24 protein-coding genes are annotated in these 20,607 nt (G+C 37.3%); 21 read left to right on the top strand and 3 right to left on the bottom strand.

Annotated elements, in window-relative coordinates:
- Positions 1–56: 56 nt before the first annotated feature.
- Both KSHG_RS02155 and KSHG_RS02150 read right to left on the bottom strand, forming a co-directional pair.
- The gene (locus KSHG_RS02155; RefSeq protein WP_010301151.1) at positions 57–797 is read right to left on the bottom strand and encodes an enoyl-ACP reductase FabI; all 741 of its coding nucleotides are present in this window, start codon (positions 795–797) and stop codon (positions 57–59) included.
- Between the two features lie 126 nt (positions 798–923).
- Entirely contained in the window at positions 924–1,172 is a 249-nt protein-coding gene (locus KSHG_RS02150) for a ferredoxin (RefSeq protein ID WP_010301148.1), read from the bottom strand.
- Between the two features lie 111 nt (positions 1,173–1,283).
- On the opposite strand from KSHG_RS02150, the gene KSHG_RS02145 reads away from it, so the two are divergent.
- The 6 genes from KSHG_RS02145 (at position 1,284) to KSHG_RS02125 (ending at position 6,560) form a co-directional block, all read left to right on the top strand.
- On the top strand, positions 1,284–2,312 hold the full coding sequence (locus KSHG_RS02145; protein WP_010301145.1) for a helix-turn-helix domain-containing protein: 1,029 nt from the start codon (positions 1,284–1,286) through the stop codon (positions 2,310–2,312).
- Positions 2,303–3,742 (top strand): RecQ family ATP-dependent DNA helicase, encoded by a 1,440-nt coding sequence (locus tag KSHG_RS02140; RefSeq protein ID WP_010301141.1) that lies wholly within the window; start codon positions 2,303–2,305, stop codon positions 3,740–3,742. Before KSHG_RS02145 ends, KSHG_RS02140 begins: the two co-directional genes overlap by 10 nt.
- Positions 3,743–3,813: 71 nt before the next feature.
- Entirely contained in the window at positions 3,814–4,290 is a 477-nt protein-coding gene (locus KSHG_RS17330) for a hypothetical protein (protein WP_010301138.1), read from the top strand.
- Positions 4,291–4,451: 161 nt separating this feature from the next.
- A complete protein-coding gene (locus KSHG_RS19190; RefSeq protein WP_161600724.1) occupies positions 4,452–4,574 on the top strand; it encodes a LysM peptidoglycan-binding domain-containing protein in 123 nt (40 codons plus the stop codon).
- Between the two features lie 141 nt (positions 4,575–4,715).
- Positions 4,716–5,675, top strand: a complete 960-nt coding sequence (locus KSHG_RS02130; protein WP_010301135.1) for a YpdA family putative bacillithiol disulfide reductase — start codon at positions 4,716–4,718, stop codon at positions 5,673–5,675.
- Between the two features lie 204 nt (positions 5,676–5,879).
- Positions 5,880–6,560: a GntR family transcriptional regulator gene (locus KSHG_RS02125; RefSeq protein ID WP_010301131.1), complete on the top strand. Its 681-nt coding sequence runs from the start codon at positions 5,880–5,882 to the stop codon at positions 6,558–6,560.
- Positions 6,561–7,058: 498 nt separating this feature from the next.
- Here the strand turns inward: KSHG_RS02125 and KSHG_RS02120 are convergent, their stop codons facing one another.
- Positions 7,059–8,030, bottom strand: a complete 972-nt coding sequence (locus KSHG_RS02120; protein ID WP_010301126.1) for an asparaginase — start codon at positions 8,028–8,030, stop codon at positions 7,059–7,061.
- A 49-nt stretch (positions 8,031–8,079) separates the two neighbouring features.
- On the opposite strand from KSHG_RS02120, the gene prsW reads away from it, so the two are divergent.
- The 15 genes from prsW to KSHG_RS15915 all read left to right on the top strand — a co-directional run.
- The gene (gene prsW / locus KSHG_RS02115; RefSeq protein ID WP_010301124.1) at positions 8,080–8,748 is read left to right on the top strand and encodes a glutamic-type intramembrane protease PrsW; all 669 of its coding nucleotides are present in this window, start codon (positions 8,080–8,082) and stop codon (positions 8,746–8,748) included.
- An 83-nt stretch (positions 8,749–8,831) separates the two neighbouring features.
- Positions 8,832–9,485: a flagellar brake protein gene (locus tag KSHG_RS02110; RefSeq protein WP_010301121.1), complete on the top strand. Its 654-nt coding sequence runs from the start codon at positions 8,832–8,834 to the stop codon at positions 9,483–9,485.
- Positions 9,486–9,583: 98 nt separating this feature from the next.
- Entirely contained in the window at positions 9,584–10,255 is a 672-nt protein-coding gene (cmk, locus tag KSHG_RS02105; RefSeq protein ID WP_010301119.1) for a (d)CMP kinase, read from the top strand.
- A 2-nt stretch (positions 10,256–10,257) separates the two neighbouring features.
- On the top strand, positions 10,258–10,854 hold the full coding sequence (locus KSHG_RS02100; RefSeq protein ID WP_010301116.1) for a lysophospholipid acyltransferase family protein: 597 nt from the start codon (positions 10,258–10,260) through the stop codon (positions 10,852–10,854).
- 78 nt (positions 10,855–10,932) lie between these two features.
- Positions 10,933–12,111 carry a 30S ribosomal protein S1 gene (gene rpsA, locus KSHG_RS02095; RefSeq protein WP_010301114.1) on the top strand — a complete coding sequence of 393 codons (1,179 nt, stop codon included), beginning with the start codon at positions 10,933–10,935 and terminating at the stop codon, positions 12,109–12,111.
- A gap of 178 nt (positions 12,112–12,289) precedes the next feature.
- On the top strand, positions 12,290–13,600 hold the full coding sequence (gene der / locus KSHG_RS02090; protein ID WP_010301112.1) for a ribosome biogenesis GTPase Der: 1,311 nt from the start codon (positions 12,290–12,292) through the stop codon (positions 13,598–13,600).
- 14 nt (positions 13,601–13,614) lie between these two features.
- A complete protein-coding gene (locus KSHG_RS02085; RefSeq protein WP_010301110.1) occupies positions 13,615–14,637 on the top strand; it encodes an NAD(P)H-dependent glycerol-3-phosphate dehydrogenase in 1,023 nt (340 codons plus the stop codon).
- 641 nt (positions 14,638–15,278) lie between these two features.
- On the top strand, positions 15,279–15,554 hold the full coding sequence (locus KSHG_RS02080; protein ID WP_010301107.1) for an HU family DNA-binding protein: 276 nt from the start codon (positions 15,279–15,281) through the stop codon (positions 15,552–15,554).
- Between the two features lie 230 nt (positions 15,555–15,784).
- Positions 15,785–16,375, top strand: a complete 591-nt coding sequence (gene folE, locus KSHG_RS02075) for a GTP cyclohydrolase I FolE (protein ID WP_010301106.1) — start codon at positions 15,785–15,787, stop codon at positions 16,373–16,375.
- A 63-nt stretch (positions 16,376–16,438) separates the two neighbouring features.
- Positions 16,439–16,660 (top strand): trp RNA-binding attenuation protein MtrB, encoded by a 222-nt coding sequence (gene mtrB, locus KSHG_RS02070; RefSeq protein WP_010301104.1) that lies wholly within the window; start codon positions 16,439–16,441, stop codon positions 16,658–16,660.
- Between the two features lie 32 nt (positions 16,661–16,692).
- Positions 16,693–17,433 carry a heptaprenyl diphosphate synthase component 1 gene (locus tag KSHG_RS02065; RefSeq protein WP_010301103.1) on the top strand — a complete coding sequence of 247 codons (741 nt, stop codon included), beginning with the start codon at positions 16,693–16,695 and terminating at the stop codon, positions 17,431–17,433.
- Positions 17,434–17,453: 20 nt separating this feature from the next.
- Positions 17,454–18,155, top strand: coding sequence for a demethylmenaquinone methyltransferase (locus KSHG_RS02060; protein WP_010301101.1), 702 nt, complete (start codon positions 17,454–17,456; stop codon positions 18,153–18,155).
- A gap of 18 nt (positions 18,156–18,173) precedes the next feature.
- Positions 18,174–19,148, top strand: coding sequence for a heptaprenyl diphosphate synthase component II (hepT, locus tag KSHG_RS02055; RefSeq protein WP_026022483.1), 975 nt, complete (start codon positions 18,174–18,176; stop codon positions 19,146–19,148).
- Between the two features lie 100 nt (positions 19,149–19,248).
- A complete protein-coding gene (ndk, locus tag KSHG_RS02050; protein WP_010301095.1) occupies positions 19,249–19,668 on the top strand; it encodes a nucleoside-diphosphate kinase in 420 nt (139 codons plus the stop codon).
- Positions 19,669–19,806: 138 nt separating this feature from the next.
- On the top strand, positions 19,807–20,607 hold an 801-nt coding region (locus KSHG_RS15915; RefSeq protein WP_010301093.1), incomplete at its 3' end, for a CheR family methyltransferase.

Raw genomic sequence — 20,607 nt, 5'->3', positions numbered from 1 at the left:
AACAACATAAAAAAACAGCTCTATTTAGAGCTGTTTTGAATAGTTTTGTGCGTGAATCAAATTCCTAAAATATTGTATCCACCATCAACATGAATAAGTTCACCTGTAATACCACTTGAAAGGGCACTTAGTAAAAAGACAGACGTATTGGCTACTTCTTGTGGTGTTACATTTCTTCGTAACGGAGCAGACTCTTCAATTTTATTTAAAATCGTATTGAATGAAGGAACGCCTTTTGCGGCAAGTGTTTTAATGGCACCTGCTGAAATGGCATTCACACGAATGTTAGAGGGACCAATATCTGCTGCTAAGTAACGAACGCTCGCTTCAAGTGCCGCTTTTGCGACACCCATTACGTTGTAGCCGTCGAGTACACGCTCAGCGCCTAAATAACTCATTGTAATAATTGACCCACCTTCAGTCATATATGGACGCACGAGATTAGTCGCTTTAATTAGTGAGTAGGCACTCGTATCTTGTGCAAATGCATAGCCGTCACGAGACGTTTCAACGAAGCGATTTTTTAAATCTTCTGCATGTGCAAAAGCGACTGAATGGACAAGACCATGAATGACTTTATGCTTTTCACCGATTGTCGTAAAAGCTTCTGTCATGCTTTCATCGTTATTGACATCACATTGAACGATTTCATATTTAGATTGATCAACATCTTGAAGTAATTTCGTTAGTTTTGCTAGAGAACGTTCTTTTCGATACGTGAAAATAATATGTGCTTCAGCTTCTAACAACGCTTTTGAAACGTGCCAAGCAATACTGCGATCATTTGCCACACCCATTACGATAATATTTTTTGTTTTAATTGTAAAATGTCCATAGAGACCTCCTGTAAGTAACTATTAGTACCTGTTACTAATATAGCATAAAAAGAAAAGCCTCACAACAATATGTGAGGCTTTTGAATGTTATTCAAATTTTAAAGAGTCGCCATCGAATGTTTCTTCCGCAACTTTAATAGAATCTGTTGGGCAGCCTTCAAAAGCATCTTCCATATCTTCCAATAAGTCTTCTGGAACTTCAACTGTACCTGTGTTATCATCTAAAATAACGAAAGCAATCCCTTCATCATCGTAGTCGTAAACGTCTGGTGCTGCAGCGCCACAAGCGCCACAAGCGATACAAGTATCTTTATCGACAATGGTAAACTTAGCCATCTTCAAATCTCTCCTATCTATTCTTCGATCCATTTAAATGTTTTTACTACACTATTCTAAGTCGCATCAGTTTTCATTTCAACCTATATCGTGTAACAAGGAGGAAAAATTGTGTATGCTTCAAAATTAATCGTGTATATATTTGCCCGATACAACGGTCAACGTGGCCCATCTTCCGTCTATCATCTTTTTAAAGGTAAAAAGTCTGGACAGACGATTCAAGACGTCGGGCTTTTTCAGTTGCATCCTTTTTTTAGTATAACACCAAAACTTCATAAGACTCAATATGATACATACTTCAATCAGTTAATTCAACAACAGTTCCTACTTTTGACTGAACATACCGTTTATGTGACAGAAAAAGGATGGGCCTTTATTGAAGGATTTGATCCAGGTCCACTTGATGGTTGGCATTACCGTGGGAATGAAATGATTTTTATGAAGAGATTATCGCTCGTCGTTCAAACTTTATCTCATTATGCGAGAGGCGCATCGTTCATACCAATTGAACAAGATGGAGCAATACAACGGTATGTCAAATCTTATTTACGAGCGCATCAGTTTCAACAACCTTTGTTTCAAGAAACGTTTACAAAGCAATTCATTGCGCGGTTAGATACGACACGTGTTGAAGAATTGTCTAAACAAGTATTTGTTTTACGTTTAAGTGGGTATGAAATGAGTGGACATACGTGGCAACAAATCCAAACAGAACTTGGTGAGGACGTTTTTAGCTTACAATTACGATTCATTCAATGTTTGCACGGTTTGTTAATGCAATTAACAGAAACACCGTTACTGGAAGACTTAGCTCAACACATAAAAATTGAACAACATTATACACAATCAACTGAAAAAACCTTTTCTTTATTTAAAGAAGGCTATACATTATCTCAAATTGCTCAAATACGTCATCTGAAAGAAAGTACGATTGAGGACCATTTTGCTGAAATGGCAATGGTAGATGAAGATTTCCCCATTTATACATTTCTTTCTAAAGAGCTTCGAAGAAAAATTGAAGATGTGGCAACAAAATTACAAACGACTAAACTACGACAGATAAAAGAAAATGTCGAACAGGCAAGCTATTTTCAAATACGACTCGTATTAGCAGCAAGGAGGGAATCAAAGTGGAATTAGAACATGTTTTAAAAGAAAAATTTGGCTATGATTCTTTTCGAGAAGGACAAAAAGAAGTAATTGAATCGATTTTAAATGGGCAAGATACGTTTGCATTATTACCTACAGGGAAAGGAAAATCATTATGTTATCAACTTCCAGGTTATATGATGAACGGAACGGTATTAATTATTTCCCCTTTATTATCACTCATGCAAGATCAAGTAGAACAATTAAAGAAATTAGGTGAAAAGCGGGTTGCAGCATTGAATTCTTTTTTATCAAAGGAAGAAAAGCGATTCGTTTGGCAACATATTTCCGAATTTCGTTTTTTGTTTTTATCACCGGAAATGTTATCTTCTACCATCGTTCGGGAGAAAATACACGAATTGAATTTAAGTTTAATTGTTGTAGACGAAGCCCATTGTATTTCACAATGGGGATTTGATTTCAGACCAGAATATTTGCAAATTGCAGATGCGATGCCAGAAAATCGACCGCCGATACTCGCACTTAGTGCTACAGCAACGAAGGCAATGACGGAAGATATTTCAACTTACTTAAAAATGAATGATATGCAAACATTTCGTTATTCTGTGGATCGTGCGAATCTTCACTATGAAGTCGTAGAAGTGGAAAGTTTTGAAAAACAACAAAAAATAATGGAACAAATCGAACAATTTGAAGGTCCTGGTATTGTGTATACGCAATCACGAAAAAAAGCTGAGAAATATGCGGAACAATTAGCGAGCAAAAATATTCGCTGTGCGTTTTATCATGCAGGGATGGAACAAGAAGATCGACGTTTTATTCAACATCAATTTTTATCAGGACAATTAGATTGGATTTGTGCAACGAATGCATTCGGCATGGGAGTTCATAAAGAAAATATTCGCCAAATTATTCACGATTATATTCCACAAAATGTCGCTAGTTATATGCAGGAAGTTGGTCGTGCAGGAAGAGACGGGCAAGCAGCACTTTGCACGATTTATGTAGAGGCTACGGATTGGACACGTACGTTAGAAGTTGCGATGTTAGATTTACCTCAGCAATGGCAAATTGACGAATTTTTACGTTACACACAAAGTGGTATGCGACCAGATTTATTAGTAACAGAAGGAAAAATGTCTGAAACAACGTATCGAGTATTAGCGTATTGGATGAATCATTTGTTACCAGAAGACGTCTTAATGAAAGTACAACAGCTTGCAATGACTAAAAAACAACAACTGTCAGAACTTGTTCACATTTTGAGTGGCTCTTGTATACGTGAAGGGCTCTTACGGTACTTCGATGAAGAAAAAAACGTCGATATTGCAAATTGTTGTTCGTCTTGTGGCCTAAATCGTCATGAAATATTAAAAAAACACATAAAAAGAAATAGGTCAAAAGAATCTGTTGAGTGGAGAGAGAGAATCCAACGATTACTACCGATGCACTCAAACTAGCGTTTCAATACTTTTCAAAGTGTGTAAGCCATACTATAATATGGTATGGCTACTAAAAAAGGGGGATGACAATGTCTCAAAATGATTATCGAGATAAAGTAGAGGAACACCGTCAATCAATTGGTGATACCTCGAATGAAACGAATCCTGGGCGTGCAACGAGAAGCCGTTCTTCTAGACATGACCAAGGAAAAAATAATAAAAATAACAATAAATTAATTACAATATTAGGCTGCATTTTTGTATTGATCCCAATCGCAATTTTAATTTATTTTTCTGTATTACCGGATTCATCTGATAACTCAAAAATCGTAGAAGATGCAACGCAAAGTAATATGAATGTTCAAACGAATACCGATTCGTCAACAAAAGCCGCTGCAGATTCAGATGATGAAGAAAAAGTTGCAAAAGAGAAAGAAGAAAAATTAGCGGCTGAAAAAGCAGCGAAAGCAAAAGAAGAAAAATTAGCGGCTGAAAAAGCAGCGAAAGCAAAAGAAGAAAAATTAGCGGCTGAAAAAGCAGCGAAAAGCAAAAGAAGAAAAAATTAGCGGCTGAAAAAGCAGCGAAAGCAAAAGAAGAAAAATTAGCAGCTGAAAAAGCAGCAAAAGCTCAACAAGAAAAAGCAATATCTGCACCAAACACGACATCGGCTGCATACCGTGCATCGATTCAAAAAGGTTACTTACATAACGTAAGTGCAGGAGATACTGTGCAAAGTATTTCAATTAAATATTACGGTTCAACAAGTCGTGCAAATGAAATTCGTCAATTAAATGGTTTAAGTTCTGACCAAGTGCAAGCAGGAACGAAAATTGCGCTTCCTTTAAAATAACATGATTAATCAAACTCGGAGAGCATCACCTCCGAGTTTTTTTATTGAGTAAAGTGAGTTTCATTTTATAGGATATGATTCGAATGTGTAGTAAAATAGAAAAGGTGAATATTTAATAACGAAAAGAGAGATGACGGAACTATGCGCCAAGAAGATGCAATTATTGTCGGTGGCGGTCCTTGTGGCTTGTCAGCTGCGATTGCTTTGAAAAAGATTGGGTTGAACCCAATTATTATTGAAAAAGGGAATATCGTAAATGCTATTTACAACTATCCAACACATCAAACTTTTTTCTCTTCGAGTGAAAAGTTAGCGATTGGAGATGTTCCTTTCATTATAGAAGGTCAAAAGCCGAAACGAAACCAAGCCCTCGTTTATTATCGAGAAGTAGTGAAACACCATCAACTTCAAATTAATCGATTTGAAACGGTGGAACATGTGCAAAAAGAAGGCAATATGTTTACAGTTAAGACATCTAAAGATTGTTATGAAACGCCGTATGTTATTATTGCGACAGGCTATTATGATAGTCCGAATGAAATGAAAATTGAAGGTGAAAATTTACCGAAAGTTTCGCATTATTTTAAAGAAGGACATCCGTATTTTGATACAGATGTACTCGTTATTGGTGGAAAAAACTCTGCTATTGATGCCGGACTTGCTTTGCATAAAGCTGGGGCACGAGTAACGGTTGTTTATCGTGGTTCGGAATATTCATCGAGTATTAAACCATGGGTATTACCTGATTTTGCGGCATTGGCACGCACGGGTGAAATTCAAATGTTATTTAATACGAACGTCAAAAAAATTACAGAACAATCCGTAACGCTTTCTGTAGAAGGAAAAGAACAAACGATTCAAAATGATTTTGTTTTCGCCATGGTCGGTTATCATCCGGACCACGAATTCATTCGAGAAATGGGTGTGACGGAAGACGATGAAACAGGGCGTCCGACATTTGATCCAGAAACGATGGAAACGAACGTAGACGGTTTATTCATTGCAGGCGTCATCGCTGCTGGGAACAATGCAAATGAAATTTTTATCGAGAATGGTCGTTTCCACGGAGAACAAATCGCGAAGTGTATTGCTCAAAAATAAAAGAAATTGCCTACGAAATTATTTATTTTGTAGGCGATTTTTATTTGAGGGGGGAGTAACGCCTATTAAAGAAACGTCTCTATCAAAAGGTTGCTCGAGCATATGCGATATATTAATAGGCTCTATTATAAATGATTAGTTGTCAGATAATTTTGTGTAGTTTATAATATATGCAATATATAACTAAGAAAATGAGGTGATTTGATGCCGATTCCAAAAGATTTTATGAAACCTGCTCGCCTATCAGCGAAAGAGCGTGCATTTTTACAATTACAAGAATGGATTATTAACGGAACGCTTCAACCGTTAGAAAAATTGAATGATGCAGAACTAGCAACAGCGCTCGGTGTCAGCCGTACACCTGTACGTGAAGCGCTTCAATTGTTGAATGCACAAGGATTCGTTGAGATGCATCCAGGTGTTGCGACGCAAGTAACGGCAGTAAATGGGGAAGATGTCGATAAAATTTTACCTGTTTTAGCTTCGTTACATGCACTTGCTGCCGAACAAATGGCATTGCTCGATGTAGATCAATCATTAATCGAACAGTTACGAAGCAAAAATAAAGAATTTGCACAAGCGATTCAGCAACAAAATTTTTATTTGGCACTAAAATTAGATGAAGAATTACATACGTTAATCATTCAAAAAGTAAATAACGAGTACATTGCGAATCCAATCGCTAATTTTCAAGCACATGTTCGTCGCTTATTTTTCCACAACTCGATTATTTTGACCGAGGAGTCCGTTGCTGAACATGAACGATTAATTCAAGCGTTTGAAAATCAAGATGCTCTTGCTGCACATATGATTACGAAGAAAAACTGGGTGCGTGCGGCAGAAGAATATGCATCACGCCAAATTCATTCAAACGATCACGAATAATGCATAGAAAAAGAAGTTGAGATAAAATTCTAGTCAATAAGAAAAGACATTCATAAAATGGTGAATGTCTTTTTTGTTTGTTCAGCAATCGTTGTTCTTTATTTCGACCGACGCTTTCCGCTCGTTCTGTTCCCGCAGAGTCGCAGCCGAAACGAAGAACAACTCTTATATACTTTTATTAAAAATTCCTTATAGAAAAAAGGACAATTCTATTAAAATTTAAGTGTCTTAATACAAAAAACTAAATGAGGGAACTGCCCTTTACTATGACCGTTATATTTAGAAATGAAATGACAGAAATGCTCGTGCCTTTCTTATCTGCCATCTCATCGAAAGTATTCCGAAAGAAGCTTTCATGCGATATGGAATGGTCATTCTTAATTTATGCATAAAAATAGAGAAGGAGCTATCAAATTCAACGGCCCCTTTCTATTAAAGGTTGGAATTTTTACCTATATCCCATCCTCTATTTTACGTATGAAATTTTCTGTTCAACAATTATTTGAAAAAACGTGCCATTTCAAGTAGGCCATTTTCTTGGTTCAATCCAATAAGTAGGCGTAAACGTGCTTTCGGACCGTTTAAGCCAGTCGTGAAAAGAACGCCTAAATCTTCGAGTTGTTTACCGCCACCTTCATAGCCATAAATACCTTGCGCAATACCGTTAAAGCAACGAGATACGAGTACGACAGGGATACGATGTTCCACGAGCTTTTGAATGGCGGGTACGACAGATGGTGGTACGTTTCCTTGACCGAGACCTTCAAGTACGAGTCCGTCATAACCTGCTTGTAGCACCGCGTCGATTAAATCTGGATCCATGCCAGCATACACTTTTAACATCGCTACGCGTTTTGTTAGTTGTTGTACGTCGACATATTCACGAATTAATGGTGCGTGGTGGAAATGAATCATCGTTTTCGTCACGAGTCCAATCGGTCCATATTGCGGAGATTGGAAAGTAGCAACAGAAGAAGTAGATGTTTTCGTTACGTTGACGGCTTGATGGATCTCATCATTCATCGCAACGAGAACTCCTTTACCACGTGCATCTTCACAACTTGCAACACGAATCGCCGCTACGAGATTGTATAAACCATCTGCGCCAAGTTCATTTGAAGAACGCATCGCACCTGTTAGCACAATCGGAGCTTCAAATTTCGTCGTTAAATCTAGAAAATAAGCTGTTTCTTCTAACGTGTCTGTTCCGTGTGTGATGACGACACCATCGTATGCATGATGAGAAAGTTGGTCAACAATAATATTTCGCAATGAAAGCATATGTTGCGGTGTCATATGCGGGGAAGGTAAATTAAATGCTTCGATTTCAGAAATGGACGCTAACTGTTCTAACTTATCATGCTCTTTAATTAATGGATTGACTTGGTCTGGAACGACTGCACCTGTATCTTCATTAACGTGCATGGAAATCGTTCCACCTGTATGAATGAGTAAAATTTTCTTTTTCATCGCGAACCTCCAGTAATATATAATAGAAAAAAGAAGAAGGGGGTATGAAATGATTATTTTATTAACCGTTGCCATTGCACCAGCACTTGCTTTATTTAGTTTCTTTTATTTGAGAAACCAACTTGCAACAGAACCGAAAAATTTACTTCAAACGTTCATTTTTGGTGCGGCACTTACATTCCCTATTCTGTTTGTTCAATATGTTTTGAAAGAAGAACATATTTTTTCTTCTCCTATTATACAAGATGTTTTCTTTACTGGAACAATTGAGGAGTTATTTAAATGGTTATTATTATTTTTAATTATATATGCGAACGTTCAATTTGATGACCCGTACGATGGCATTTTGTATGGCGCAGCTATTTCATTAGGCTTTGCGACAGTTGAAAACATTTTATATTTATTATCATACGGTGTGAATGAAGCGCTATTTCGTGCGCTACTTCCGGTTTCAGGACATGCCTTATTTGGCGTCGTCATGGGCTATTATTTTGGACGTGCTAAATTTTCAGTGAAGTCGAAAGAAAAACAGTGGCTTGCCATCGCATTATTTGCGCCGATCAGTTTACATATTGGATTCAATCTAATTGTCGGTCTTCCTGGGAAGTATACGTATATGATTATTCCATTCATGATTTTTCTTTGGTGGTTTGCACTACGAAAAGTGAAACGTGCGTATGAACAACTGCTTCAAATAGTACAAGGAAAAGAAAGATAAAAATAAGTTGTCAGTGAAATACTATGGAGAATCTTCAAAAATCTATGTATAATAAAAATAGTATAAAAGGAGTGGGTAAAAAGATGGATATTAAAATGGGGACCGTTTTAACGTTAGAGACAGTCAATGCAAACGTGCCAGAACGATACAGTTGTCGCGTTGTCGATTTTGAAGAAGGTGCTTTGTTGATTGATTATCCGATTCATTCTATTACGAAAAGAACGAGCTTTTTAACGACTGGGGAGTCGTTTCGTGTTTCATTCGTTGATGATACGAAAATCGCCCATACATTCCAAACGAAAGTAATCGGAAGGAAAAAGAGTAATATTCCAATGCTTGTACTCTCGATGCCAGAAGAGGATGCCGTGCAAAAAATTCAACGGAGAGAATATGTTCGTGTTGAAACGCCAATTGACGTATCTCTTCGCTTTGAAAATAATTTTTATCAATTCGTTACAGCAGATGTGAGTGCAGGTGGAATTTCAATCTTTTTAAATCGTTCCCTTGCATTGAAGCCTGGGGATGAAGTAGAATTAACGCTCGTTTTTCCATTTCAAAAAGAAGAGGAACCGACACAGTACGTGCATACGGCAGGTCAAATTATTCGTTTGATCGAAAGAGACGGGCAAATCATCGTACCGATTCAATTTAATGATGTAGATGAAATCGAACGAAAAATTATTACACGTTTTTGTTTTGAACGACAACTCATACAACGACAAAAAGAACGGATTTAAAAACGGGCACTTACTTAAGTGCTTTTTTTGTGCTTGAAATGCACAGTAGAATGGGAATATGATACAATACGTAATTAGAAGAAAGCGAGGAAATTTCCGTGAAAAACATTCAAATTGCCATCGATGGCCCAGCTGGTGCTGGAAAAAGTACAGTAGCTAAAATTGCTGCAGAAAAACTACAATATACGTATATTGACACAGGTGCGATGTACAGAGCACTTACGTTAAAAGCGTTACGAACAGAAACAAACTTAGATGCCGAAATGGCTATTACAGAGTTGTTGCGTCAAACAACTATTGAATTAGTTCCTTCTGAACAAGGACAACGCGTTTTATTAGATGGTGAAGATGTTTCAGAAGAAATTCGTTTCCCAAATATCTCATCTAATGTTTCCAAAGTTGCTGCACATGCAGCGATGCGTGAAATTATGGTAGATCGTCAACATGAAATGGCTTCTCGCGGAGGCGTTGTAATGGATGGACGTGACATCGGTACGGCTGTATTACCACAAGCAGAGTTGAAAGTATTCATGTCTGCAACGGTAGAAGAACGAGCACGTCGTCGTTTTGAAGATAATAATAATCGTGGAATTGCCTCTTCTATTGAAAAATTACAAGAAGAAATTGCGTTGCGCGATAAGTTAGATAGTGAGCGTGAAGCATCTCCATTAGTACAAGCAGAGGATGCCATTTATTTAGATACGACTTCATTAACAATTGATGAAGCGGCAAATGCTATTTTAAAACTAGCGAATGAAAGGATGGCTTAAAAATGGAATTTTATCAGTTTGCTCGTAATACTGTAAAAAATGTTCTGTTTCCAATACATCGTGTAAATGTCATCGGTGCTGAAAACTTTCCGAAAGAAGGAGGCGTCCTACTTTGTTCGAATCATATTTCGAACTTAGACCCACCTGTAGTAGGGATCGCATCACCACGTTCTATGCATTTTATGGCGAAAGAAGAATTGTTTAATGTACCCGTACTTAAGGGTATACTACCAAAGATAAATGCTTTTCCTGTTAAACGAGGCTTTAGCGATCGACAAGCATTGCGTACAGCATTGAATTTATTGAGAAGCGGACAAGTTGTAGGGCTTTTCCCAGAAGGTCACCGTAGTAAAGATGGTAAATTAGGTGAAGGCTTCAGTGGAGCTGGTTTCTTCGCATTACGCGGAGGGGATGCTGTCGTCTTACCGTGTGCCGTCTTAGGACCTTATAAACGTTTCCGTCCGATTACAGTTGTTTTTGGTAAGCCAATTGATATGACGCAGTACCGTGAACGCCGCGCAAAAGCTGAAGAAGTAACAGAGGTTATTATGTCTAGAATTCAAGCAATTTTAGATGAACACCAAAATAAAAATAATTAGTTAATTTTGTAAGTTATTTTTGTTTTTAAGCGTTGTATCGACTAAAATGGAAGTAATCGATGTGAAGGGGGATTACATATGTCTGAAGAAATGAATCTAAACGAAGTAAAAGAGTTAAAAGATGGGGATGTTGTACGTGCTCGCGTAGAGTCTGTGGAGGACAACCGCGTAATCGTATCTATCCCAAATGCTAAGTATGACGGAATTATTCCTATTAGCGAATTATCAAGTTTACACGTTGAAAAGGCGTCAGATGCCGTGTCAGTTGGCGATGAATTTGAAGTCGTTGTTAAAAAGGTGGAAGAACCATCAGAAGATTCAGAAGGAACAGGTAATTATGTCCTTTCTAAACGTCAAGTCGATGCAGTTGCTGCATGGGACGTTTTGAAAAAGCAATTTGAAAGTGGAGAAGTCATCGAATCGGAAGTGAAAGATGTCGTGAAAGGCGGTCTTGTGATCGACTTAGGCGTTCGAGGTTTCGTACCTGCTTCATTAGTAGAAGATTATTTCGTAGAAACGTTCGATGATTATAAAGGTAAAACATTACAATTTAAAATTGTCGAAATGGATCAAGAAAAAAATCGTCTCATTTTATCTCACAGAGCGGTATTAGAAGATTTAAAAGCAGAGAAAAAAGTAGAAGTGATTAATACGATTAAAGAAGGAGATATTCTGACAGGAACAGTTCAACGAATTGCGACATTTGGTGCTTTTGTTGATATCGGTGGTGTGGACGGTTTAGTACACATATCTCAAGTTGCACATGAACACGTTTCAAACGTATACGATGTGTTGTCAGAAGGACAAGAAGTACAAGTAAAAGTACTATCTGTTGATCCTGTGAACGAGCGTATTTCACTTTCAATTAAAGATACATTAGCAGGTCCGTGGGAAGGAATTGAAGAGAAAGCAGCGAAAGGTTCTGTTTTAACAGGCGTCGTTCGCCGTCTCGTAACATTCGGTGCTTTCGTTGAAGTATTCCCAGGTGTAGAAGGTTTAGTGCACATTTCTCAAATTGCGCATAAACATATTAATACGCCACATGAAGTGTTAGAAGAAGGACAGGAAGTACAAGTGAAAGTATTAGAAGTAAGCGAAGATGAGAAGCGTTTAGCGCTTAGCATCCGCGAGTTACTTGAAAAAGAAGCATCAGACGAGCCTGATGAAGAATCATTTGAACTGCCAGAACAAGAAAATGGCTTCTCGTTTGGAGATCTTTTAGGCGAGCAATTAAAGAACTTCAAATCTGAAGAATAGTCCGAAGAACACAGATGGATTTTTTGAATTCATCTGTTTTTCTTTTCAATAGGACGTAACTTTGTTAGAATGAAAGTACAAATGGAAAGTATACGGATTAGGTGATGGGCGTTTCCGTACCATCATCTTTTTTGTTGCAAATAAAGATTCATGAAAAGCTGGAAGGATGAAGTAAACTATGACGAAACCAGTCATCGCAATTGTTGGTCGACCAAACGTCGGAAAATCAACAATTTTTAACCGTATCGTAGGCGAACGAGTTTCTATCGTTGAAGATATCGCTGGGGTAACACGTGACCGTATTTACAGCTCAGCAGAATGGTTAACGCACGATTTTAATGTAATTGACACAGGTGGTATTCAACTTGGAGACGAACCGTTCTTAGAAGAAATTCGCCAACAAGCAGAAGTAGCAATGGATGAAGCTGACGTCATCATCTTTATGACAAATGGTCGTGAAGGTGTCACAATGGAAGATGAACAAGTTGCGAAAATTTTATACAAAACGAAAAAACCCGTCGTATTAGCAGTTAACAAAATCGATAACCCTGATATGCGCGACCTTATTTGGGATTTCTATTCATTAGGATTTGGCGATCCGTACCCAATCTCAGGTTCTCATGGTCTAGGTCTAGGTGACTTATTAGATGAATGTGCGAAAAACTTCCCAGAACAAGATGACACAGATTATGATGATAGCGTGATTAAATTCTCATTAATCGGTCGTCCAAATGTTGGGAAGTCATCTTTAGTTAACTCTATTTTAGGCGATCAACGTGTTATCGTGTCTGATGTTGCAGGTACGACGCGTGATGCAATCGATACGCCTTATGAATATGATGGCCAAGAATATGTAATTATTGATACAGCTGGCATGCGTAAAAAAGGGAAAGTGTACGAAACGACAGAAAAATATTCTGTATTACGTGCAATGAGAGCGATTGAACGTTCTGACGTTGTTTTAGTCGTTTTAAATGGTGAAGAAGGCATTCAAGAACAAGATAAGAAAATTGCTGGTTATGCGCATGAAGCAGGGAAAGCAATTATTATCGTGATGAACAAATGGGATGCTGTCATCAAAGATGAAAAAACAATGAACAAAAAAATCGAAGAAATTCGTGAACAATTCGTTTACTTAGATTATGCACCAATTGTTTTCACATCAGCGAAAACAGGGAAACGTGTACATGATATGTTACCAGTTATTAACCGTGTACATGCTAACCATACGATGCGTGTTCAATCAAGTATTCTAAATGAAGTGATTATGGATGCGATTGCCCGTAATCCAGCGCCAACAGATAAAGGTCGTCGTTTACGTATTTATTATGGAACACAAGTTGCCATTCAACCTCCGACATTTGTTGTATTCGTAAATGATGCAGAACTAATGCACTTTACGTACGAACGTTTCTTAGAAAACCGTATTCGTGATACGTTTGATTTTGAAGGAACACCTATTCGTATTATTACGCGTAATCGAGATTAAGAGGGGCGATTAAGATGGAAAAAGTAACGGTCTTTGGTGCAGGTTCATGGGGAACGGCACTTGCAACAGTATTAGATGAAAACAAACAACAAACGTTAATTTGGTCTCATCGTGAAGAGCAAGCTTTAGAAATTAATGAGCAACATACGAATAAAAAGTATTTGCCTGAAGTAACATTATCAAGTACGTTAAAAGCGACAAGTTCGATTGAAGAAGCTGTTAAGCATGCAGATGTAATTGTTATGGCTGTACCGACAAAAGGAATTCGTGAAACGTGTCAAAAAATTATGGCGGCAATTGATCGTCCGAAATTATTTGTACACGTATCAAAAGGGATTGAACCAGGATCATTACTACGTATTTCGCAATTAATGCGTGAAGAATTAGCTCCTGAAATGGTTCAAGACTTAGTTGTATTATCAGGTCCAAGTCACGCTGAGGAAGTCGTGAAGCATCATCCAACGACTGTAGCGGCGACATGTGAAAATATTGAGGCTGCTGAGCGTGTTCAAGATTTATTTATGAACAGTTATTTCCGTGTGTATACGAACCAAGATGTAATCGGTGTTGAAATTGGTGGGGCATTGAAAAATGTCATTGCATTAGCAGCAGGCGTTATTGATGGAATCGGCTACGGCGATAACGCAAAAGCGGCACTTATTACACGTGGTTTAGCAGAGATATCGCGATTAGGCGTTAAAATGGGTGCCAATCCTTTAACGTTTATGGGCTTAACAGGAATGGGTGATTTAATCGTAACGTGTACGTCTATTCACTCACGTAACTACCGTGCAGGTTATATGCTTGGTGAAGGTTTAAAATTAGATGAAATCCTTGAAAAAATGGGGATGGTCGTTGAAGGGGTACGTACTGCAAAAGCAGCACATCAACTTTCTGAAAAATACGAGGTAGCACTTCCGATTGCAGGTGCATTGTACCGTGTATTATTTGAAGATCAAGAACCTATAGAAACCGTTGAATCATTAATGCTTCGTATGAAAAAACAAGAATTAGATGCAACGTATAACACAAAATAATATGAATAATACAAAATAGTAAAAGGAGATTTTTCTCCTTTTACTATTTTTTTTAACTTTATTTTATTATTTTTAATAAGCATATTGACTTATTTTATATGTATATTTGCGAAGAGATGAAGTATATATTTTTCACGCATATAAAAAAATCGAACGTTCAAAAAAATTTTATTTCGCATTTTTAGTGAAATCCTGTTAAAATAAGCGATTCATTAAGAAAGTATATAATATACGTGAAAAATAAATACGAACATTTTTATTTATAAGTAAAATAAAATTCGTTAATCAGATGAATAATGAAAAATAAAACGTTTGTTCGCTCATTAAAAAAGAAAATGAATAGCCATTCACGAATAAATGAATAAAATATATTGAAGGTAATACGAGTGATATAAAATGTTGAAATATCCTAAATAAAGGAAAAATATCGGGATGTAAAATGTGTATAAAAAACAATTAATTTTTGTTATAAATGCTGTTATATCAATGGTTTTGATAGGTTAAAAGGTCTATTTTTCACAAATAAGGCTTAAAGTTGCTCAAAGTTGGTAAAAGGAGTATAAATATGGTTGCATAGCAATAAGAGAGTGTGATAATCTTTTTACATGATTTCGCACATTCCTTGAGAGGAGGTGACTAGTATGAACAAAACAGAACTAGTAAATGCTGTTGCAGAAGCTTCAGAACTTTCTAAGAAAGATGCAAGCAAAGCTGTTGAAGCTGTTTTCGAAACAATTCAAGACGCTCTTGCAAAAGGCGACAAAGTACAACTAATCGGTTTTGGTAACTTTGAAGTGCGTGAACGCGCGGCTCGTAAAGGTCGTAACCCACAAACTGGTAAAGAAATCGAAATCGCTGCAAGCAAAGTACCTGCTTTCAAACCAGGTAAAGCACTTAAAGATGCCGTTAAAGCATAATTTCGTGCATTACATAGAACAGCTGTATAGCTGTTCTTTTTTTGTAAAGTATGGGGGAAAGAGGCTACCATTTAGCTGGATTATTCAGCTTGATGGTAGCCTCTTTCCTGTTTCATGAAAAAAACGTGTGAAAAAGCCTATTATTACCTTTACAATCTTTGCGTGAAAGGCGTCGTTATGCTAACATCTAGGAAGAGAAATGCATTGCTTTTATTTGGAGGAACGAGACTTTGACGAATACGACAGAAAATAATAAACAAGTAGATTTAAATAAAATAAAAGAAGCCGTAACGATGATTCTTGAAGCAGTTGGGGAAGATCCAAATCGTGAAGGCTTACTAGATACGCCAAATCGCGTAGCAAAAATGTACGGAGAAATGTTTGCAGGACTACATACGGATGCACGTGAATATTTTGAAACAGTTTTTCACGAAGGGCATGATGAAGTTGTTCTTGTGAAAGATATTCCTTTCTTTTCAATGTGCGAACATCACCTAGTACCTTTTTACGGGAAAGCACACGTAGCCTATATTCCACAAGATGGTGTCGTTGCTGGATTAAGTAAATTGGCACGTACCGTTGATACGGTTGCGCGTCGTCCGCAACTACAAGAACGTATTACTGCGGAAGTAGCCGAAGTATTACAAGAAAAATTAAATCCAAAAGGTGTTTACGTACTCCTTGAAGCAGAGCATATGTGTATGACGATGCGAGGAATTAAAAAACCGGGTGCTAAAACGATTACATCTGTCGCGAAAGGTATTTTCGAAACGGATGATGTGAAGCGTTCAGAAATTCTATCATTCATCCAAATGTCTTAAAATGCGAGTATGTTTATGATATGATTAAGAGAGAAAATTTTATGTAAAAAGGAGTCGAATAGTATGGCAGAAAATGAATACGTCGTTATTCGTGCAGAAGAAGATGGCGTTCACGTAATCGGCTTAACACGTGGTGACGATACGAAATTTCATCACTCAGAAAAGCTTGACCAAGGTGAAGTGATGATTGCTCAATTTACAGAAAATACGTCGGCGATGAAAATTCGCGGCAAAGCTGAAATTCAAACAGCTCACGGAATTATGCATAGCGGCTCTAAAAAATAGTTTCACGGAAACAAATTGAATGGAGAAATTTTATGATTGCAACAACTATCAAACAAAAAGTAGCTCAGTTTAAACAAAATATTTTCACTAAATTGCATCATAGAACACTCCTTGAATATACAGGTCAACCAGTGGTTTCAGATGATGAGATCATGTATTTACTGCTTCCTTTTCTGAATGGTGAAAAATCAAACGATTCTACACTCCTTGCTGCAGAAGCAATTGCGATGAATATGGCGGCATTAAATACACATGATTTAATCGAAGAACATGATGCAACATCTAAGTCTCAACAGTTAACTGTACTGGCTGGAGATTTATATAGTGGCATGTACTATGCGACGCTTGCGCAAGTAGGAGACGTTTTACTCATTCGTTCGATTACGGAAGCGGTTGCAACAATTAGCGAAGAAAAAACAAAATTTTACGAAACGTCTCACGTACAATTACAAGATGCACTCCATGCACTCGAAGTGATTGAAACGGAATCAATTCAAAAATTTTTCGAACACTTTGCTTTCGAACAGTATAGTGTTTTTGCACGATACGGGTTGTTAATCCAAAGACTTGCGAAAGAACTAGACAGTTGCAAGACGGATGAACAAACTCGCTTTATAAGTGCCTTCAATGAAGATGGTTTAGAAGCGAAATTACGTAATGAACTTCAAACGCTAGCTACGACGTATGAAAAAGTTGTTTCTACTTCTCCATTATTGCATGATGATGTGAAAAACTGCATTGTAAGTCGCATTCAAACACACGTTAATAACTAATTGAGAGAAGGGTGACAAATATGGCACAAACAAAAGAACAACGCGTACACGAAGTATTTGAAAATATCTCAGGAAACTATGACACAATGAATTCAGTAATTAGTTTTCAATTGCACAAATTATGGCGTAAAGACACGATGGCTCGTATGGCAGTGCAACCAGGGTCTAAAACATTAGACGTTTGTTGTGGGACAGCGGACTGGACAATTGCGATGGCAGAAGCAATTGGACCTACAGGCGAAGCATACGGTTTAGACTTTAGTCAAAACATGTTGAACGTCGGAATTGAAAAAACAAAAGATATGCCGAATGTTACTTTACTACAAGGGAATGCGATGGAATTACCATTTGAGGATAATACGTTTGATTACGTAACAGTTGGATTTGGTTTAAGGAACGTACCAGATTACTTACAAGCATTACGTGAAATGAATCGTGTCGTAAAACCAGGTGGCAAAGTTGTTTGTCTTGAAACGTCTCAATCTGAAATTCCAGGGTATCGACAATTATTCCGCTTTTATTTCCATTACATCATGCCGCTATTCGGTAAAATATTTGCGAAAAGTTATAAAGAATATTCATGGCTTCAAGAGTCAGCAGACGTATTCCCAGGCGTGAAACAATTGAAAAAAATGTTCGAAAAAGCAGGATTACAAAATGTCACATTTAAAAAATATAGTGGTGGCGCTGCAGCTGTGCATATCGGCTACAAAAAACAATAGGCGGGAGAAGGTATTCAAGTGGAAAAGATGAAGCTAAAAATGCTTTATGCTGATCTAAAGTCAGATATTGATGTCATCGAAAAAGAATTAGAAATAGCGGTGGGCTCGTCTTCACACTTTCTGAATGAAGCTTCTTTACATCTATTAAAAGCTGGAGGAAAGCGTATTCGTCCTGTGTTTGTTTTGTTAGCGGCAAAGTTCGGACAATATGATATCCAAAATATTAAGCATGTGGCAGTACCGTTAGAACTTATACATATGGGTTCGCTAGTACATGACGATGTCATTGATAATTCAGAAATGCGAAGAGGACGTCCGACAGTTAAAGCGCAATTTAACAATCGAATTGCCATGTATGATGGGGACTTCATTTTTGCGAAAGCATTGGAACATATGACGTACGTACAAGATGTGGAAGCACATCACGTATTGTCAAAAACGATGGTTGAAATTTGCATCGGTGAAATTATTCAAATTGAGGATAAACGAGCATTGGATCAAAACTTGCGCGATTATTTCCGTCGCATTAAAAGAAAGACGGCGATTTTAATTTCATCGAGTTGTCGACTAGGGGCAATCGCTGCAGGTGTTGATCAGCGTACTGCTTGGCATTTAGAACGGTTTGGTTACTATGTCGGTATGAGTTTCCAAATTATTGACGATATTTTAGACTTTACGTCAACGGATCAAAAATTAGGGAAACCGGCTGGAAGCGATTTATTGCAAGGAAATGTCACGTTGCCAGCATTGTATGCAAAAGAAGAACCTCAAATTCGTCCGTTAATGCAAAAAGCGATTGACGGTTCTATGACAGAAGTCGAGCGCAAAGAAATGTTGCGTATGATGAGAAAGTCAGAAGCTATTCGTCGTGCGCAGCATGTTAGTGATTTGTATTTAAATAAAGCATTGAAAGAAATTGAAGCGTTACCAGACCATAAAGCGAAAAAATCGTTGAAAGATATTGCTTTATACATGGGAAAACGTAAATTTTAAGGCTTTCGAGCTTAAATTTCATTGAAACTTCATGTATTCAATGATACTATTTAAAATAGGTTTAAAACCTGTATATAACTTGAAGGAGTGTAATTTAAACATGGCTATCCAAAAAACATTTTTAATGGTAAAACCAGACGGCGTTAAACGTCAATTAGTTGGTGATATCGTAGACCGTTTCGAACGTAAAGGTTTCGTACTTAAAGGTGCTAAACTTATGACTATTTCTCAAGAATTAGCTGAAAAACACTACGCAGAACATGCAGAACGTCCATTCTTCGGTGAATTAGTAGAATTCATCACTTCTGGTCCTGTATTCGCAATGGTATGGGAAGGCGAAAACGTTATTTCTGTAGCACGTCTTATGATGGGCGCTACTAACCCTGCTGAATCAGCTCCTGGAACAATCCGCGGCGATTACTCAACTACAGTATCTCACAACGTAATCCACGGTTCTGACTCATTAGCTTCAGCTGAACGTGAAATTGGTTTATTCTTCAACGAAAACGAATTACACTAATTTTAAGTTAGTGAAAGGCTATCCATTATGGGTAGCCTTTTTTGTTGAAATACGTGATGTATTAAAGCTCAATCTATTTTTTTATGAACGTATAGCGTATAATAGTCATAGGACTTTAGGGAGAGGATTCGAAGCGATATGACAGATTATGAACAGTTTGTTGCAGGTATTAAACAAAAAACGGGAATTGATTTAGCTTTATACAAAGAAGCACAAATGAAACGTCGATTAACGTCTTTATATGAAAAAAAGGGATTTAAAAACTTCGTTGATTTTTTAGCAGCTATTCAAACCGATCCGCGTTTACTAGATGAATTTTTAGATAGAATGACGATTAATGTGTCCGAATTTTATCGTAACGGAAAACGATGGGAAGTACTCGATGAAAAAATCTTTCCACGTCTTTTGAAAGAGCGACAACAGCTAAAAGTTTGGAGTGCAGCTTGCTCCACAGGAGAAGAACCTTACTCACTTGCGATGGTACTTTCAAAACATATGCCACTATCCCAAGTTCAGGTTTTAGCGACAGACTTAGATACGAATGCGATTGCGAAAGCGAAGACAGGGATTTATCCAGAACGATCTTTAGTAGAAGTACCGCCTATGATGAAACAAAAATATTTCACACAAGAAGGTTCATTCTTTAAAGTGTCTGAGGATATTAAAAAATGCGTGACGTTTAAAAATCACAATTTACTCAAAGATCGCTATGAAAATAATTTAGATTTAATCGTTTGCCGTAATGTGATGATTTACTTTACAGAAGAAGCGAAAGATCAAATTTATGCGGAATTTAGTAAAGCACTTCGACCAGGTGGCGTTTTATTCGTTGGAAGTACAGAACAAATATTTAATCCAAGTCGCTATGACTTTGAAATCGAAGATACATTTTTCTATCGAAAAATCATAATTTTAAAAAAGCTTCTTTATTTGTTCGTA

Origin of the sequence: Kurthia senegalensis (genome assembly GCF_000285595.1) — a bacterium.
In the GTDB taxonomy this organism is placed as follows: Bacteria; Bacillota; Bacilli; order Bacillales_A; family Planococcaceae; genus Kurthia; species Kurthia senegalensis.
The sequence above is the reverse complement of the archived record's forward strand: the minus strand, read 5'-3'. Positions and strand labels throughout refer to the sequence as shown.

Coding starts and splice junctions, on each gene's coding strand:
- KSHG_RS02155 (WP_010301151.1), bottom strand. CDS start 797: ATGGGTGTGGCAAATGATCGCAGTATTGCTTGGCACGTTTCAAAAGCG.
- KSHG_RS02150 (WP_010301148.1), bottom strand. CDS start 1,172: ATGGCTAAGTTTACCATTGTCGATAAAGATACTTGTATCGCTTGTGGC.
- KSHG_RS17330 (WP_010301138.1), top strand. CDS start 3,814: ATGTCTCAAAATGATTATCGAGATAAAGTAGAGGAACACCGTCAATCA.
- KSHG_RS02130 (WP_010301135.1), top strand. CDS start 4,716: ATGCGCCAAGAAGATGCAATTATTGTCGGTGGCGGTCCTTGTGGCTTG.
- KSHG_RS02125 (WP_010301131.1), top strand. CDS start 5,880: ATGCCGATTCCAAAAGATTTTATGAAACCTGCTCGCCTATCAGCGAAA.
- KSHG_RS02120 (WP_010301126.1), bottom strand. CDS start 8,030: ATGAAAAAGAAAATTTTACTCATTCATACAGGTGGAACGATTTCCATG.
- prsW (WP_010301124.1), top strand. CDS start 8,080: ATGATTATTTTATTAACCGTTGCCATTGCACCAGCACTTGCTTTATTT.
- KSHG_RS02110 (WP_010301121.1), top strand. CDS start 8,832: ATGGATATTAAAATGGGGACCGTTTTAACGTTAGAGACAGTCAATGCA.
- KSHG_RS02100 (WP_010301116.1), top strand. CDS start 10,258: ATGGAATTTTATCAGTTTGCTCGTAATACTGTAAAAAATGTTCTGTTT.
- rpsA (WP_010301114.1), top strand. CDS start 10,933: ATGTCTGAAGAAATGAATCTAAACGAAGTAAAAGAGTTAAAAGATGGG.
- der (WP_010301112.1), top strand. CDS start 12,290: ATGACGAAACCAGTCATCGCAATTGTTGGTCGACCAAACGTCGGAAAA.
- KSHG_RS02085 (WP_010301110.1), top strand. CDS start 13,615: ATGGAAAAAGTAACGGTCTTTGGTGCAGGTTCATGGGGAACGGCACTT.
- KSHG_RS02080 (WP_010301107.1), top strand. CDS start 15,279: ATGAACAAAACAGAACTAGTAAATGCTGTTGCAGAAGCTTCAGAACTT.
- mtrB (WP_010301104.1), top strand. CDS start 16,439: ATGGCAGAAAATGAATACGTCGTTATTCGTGCAGAAGAAGATGGCGTT.
- KSHG_RS02065 (WP_010301103.1), top strand. CDS start 16,693: ATGATTGCAACAACTATCAAACAAAAAGTAGCTCAGTTTAAACAAAAT.
- KSHG_RS02060 (WP_010301101.1), top strand. CDS start 17,454: ATGGCACAAACAAAAGAACAACGCGTACACGAAGTATTTGAAAATATC.
- ndk (WP_010301095.1), top strand. CDS start 19,249: ATGGCTATCCAAAAAACATTTTTAATGGTAAAACCAGACGGCGTTAAA.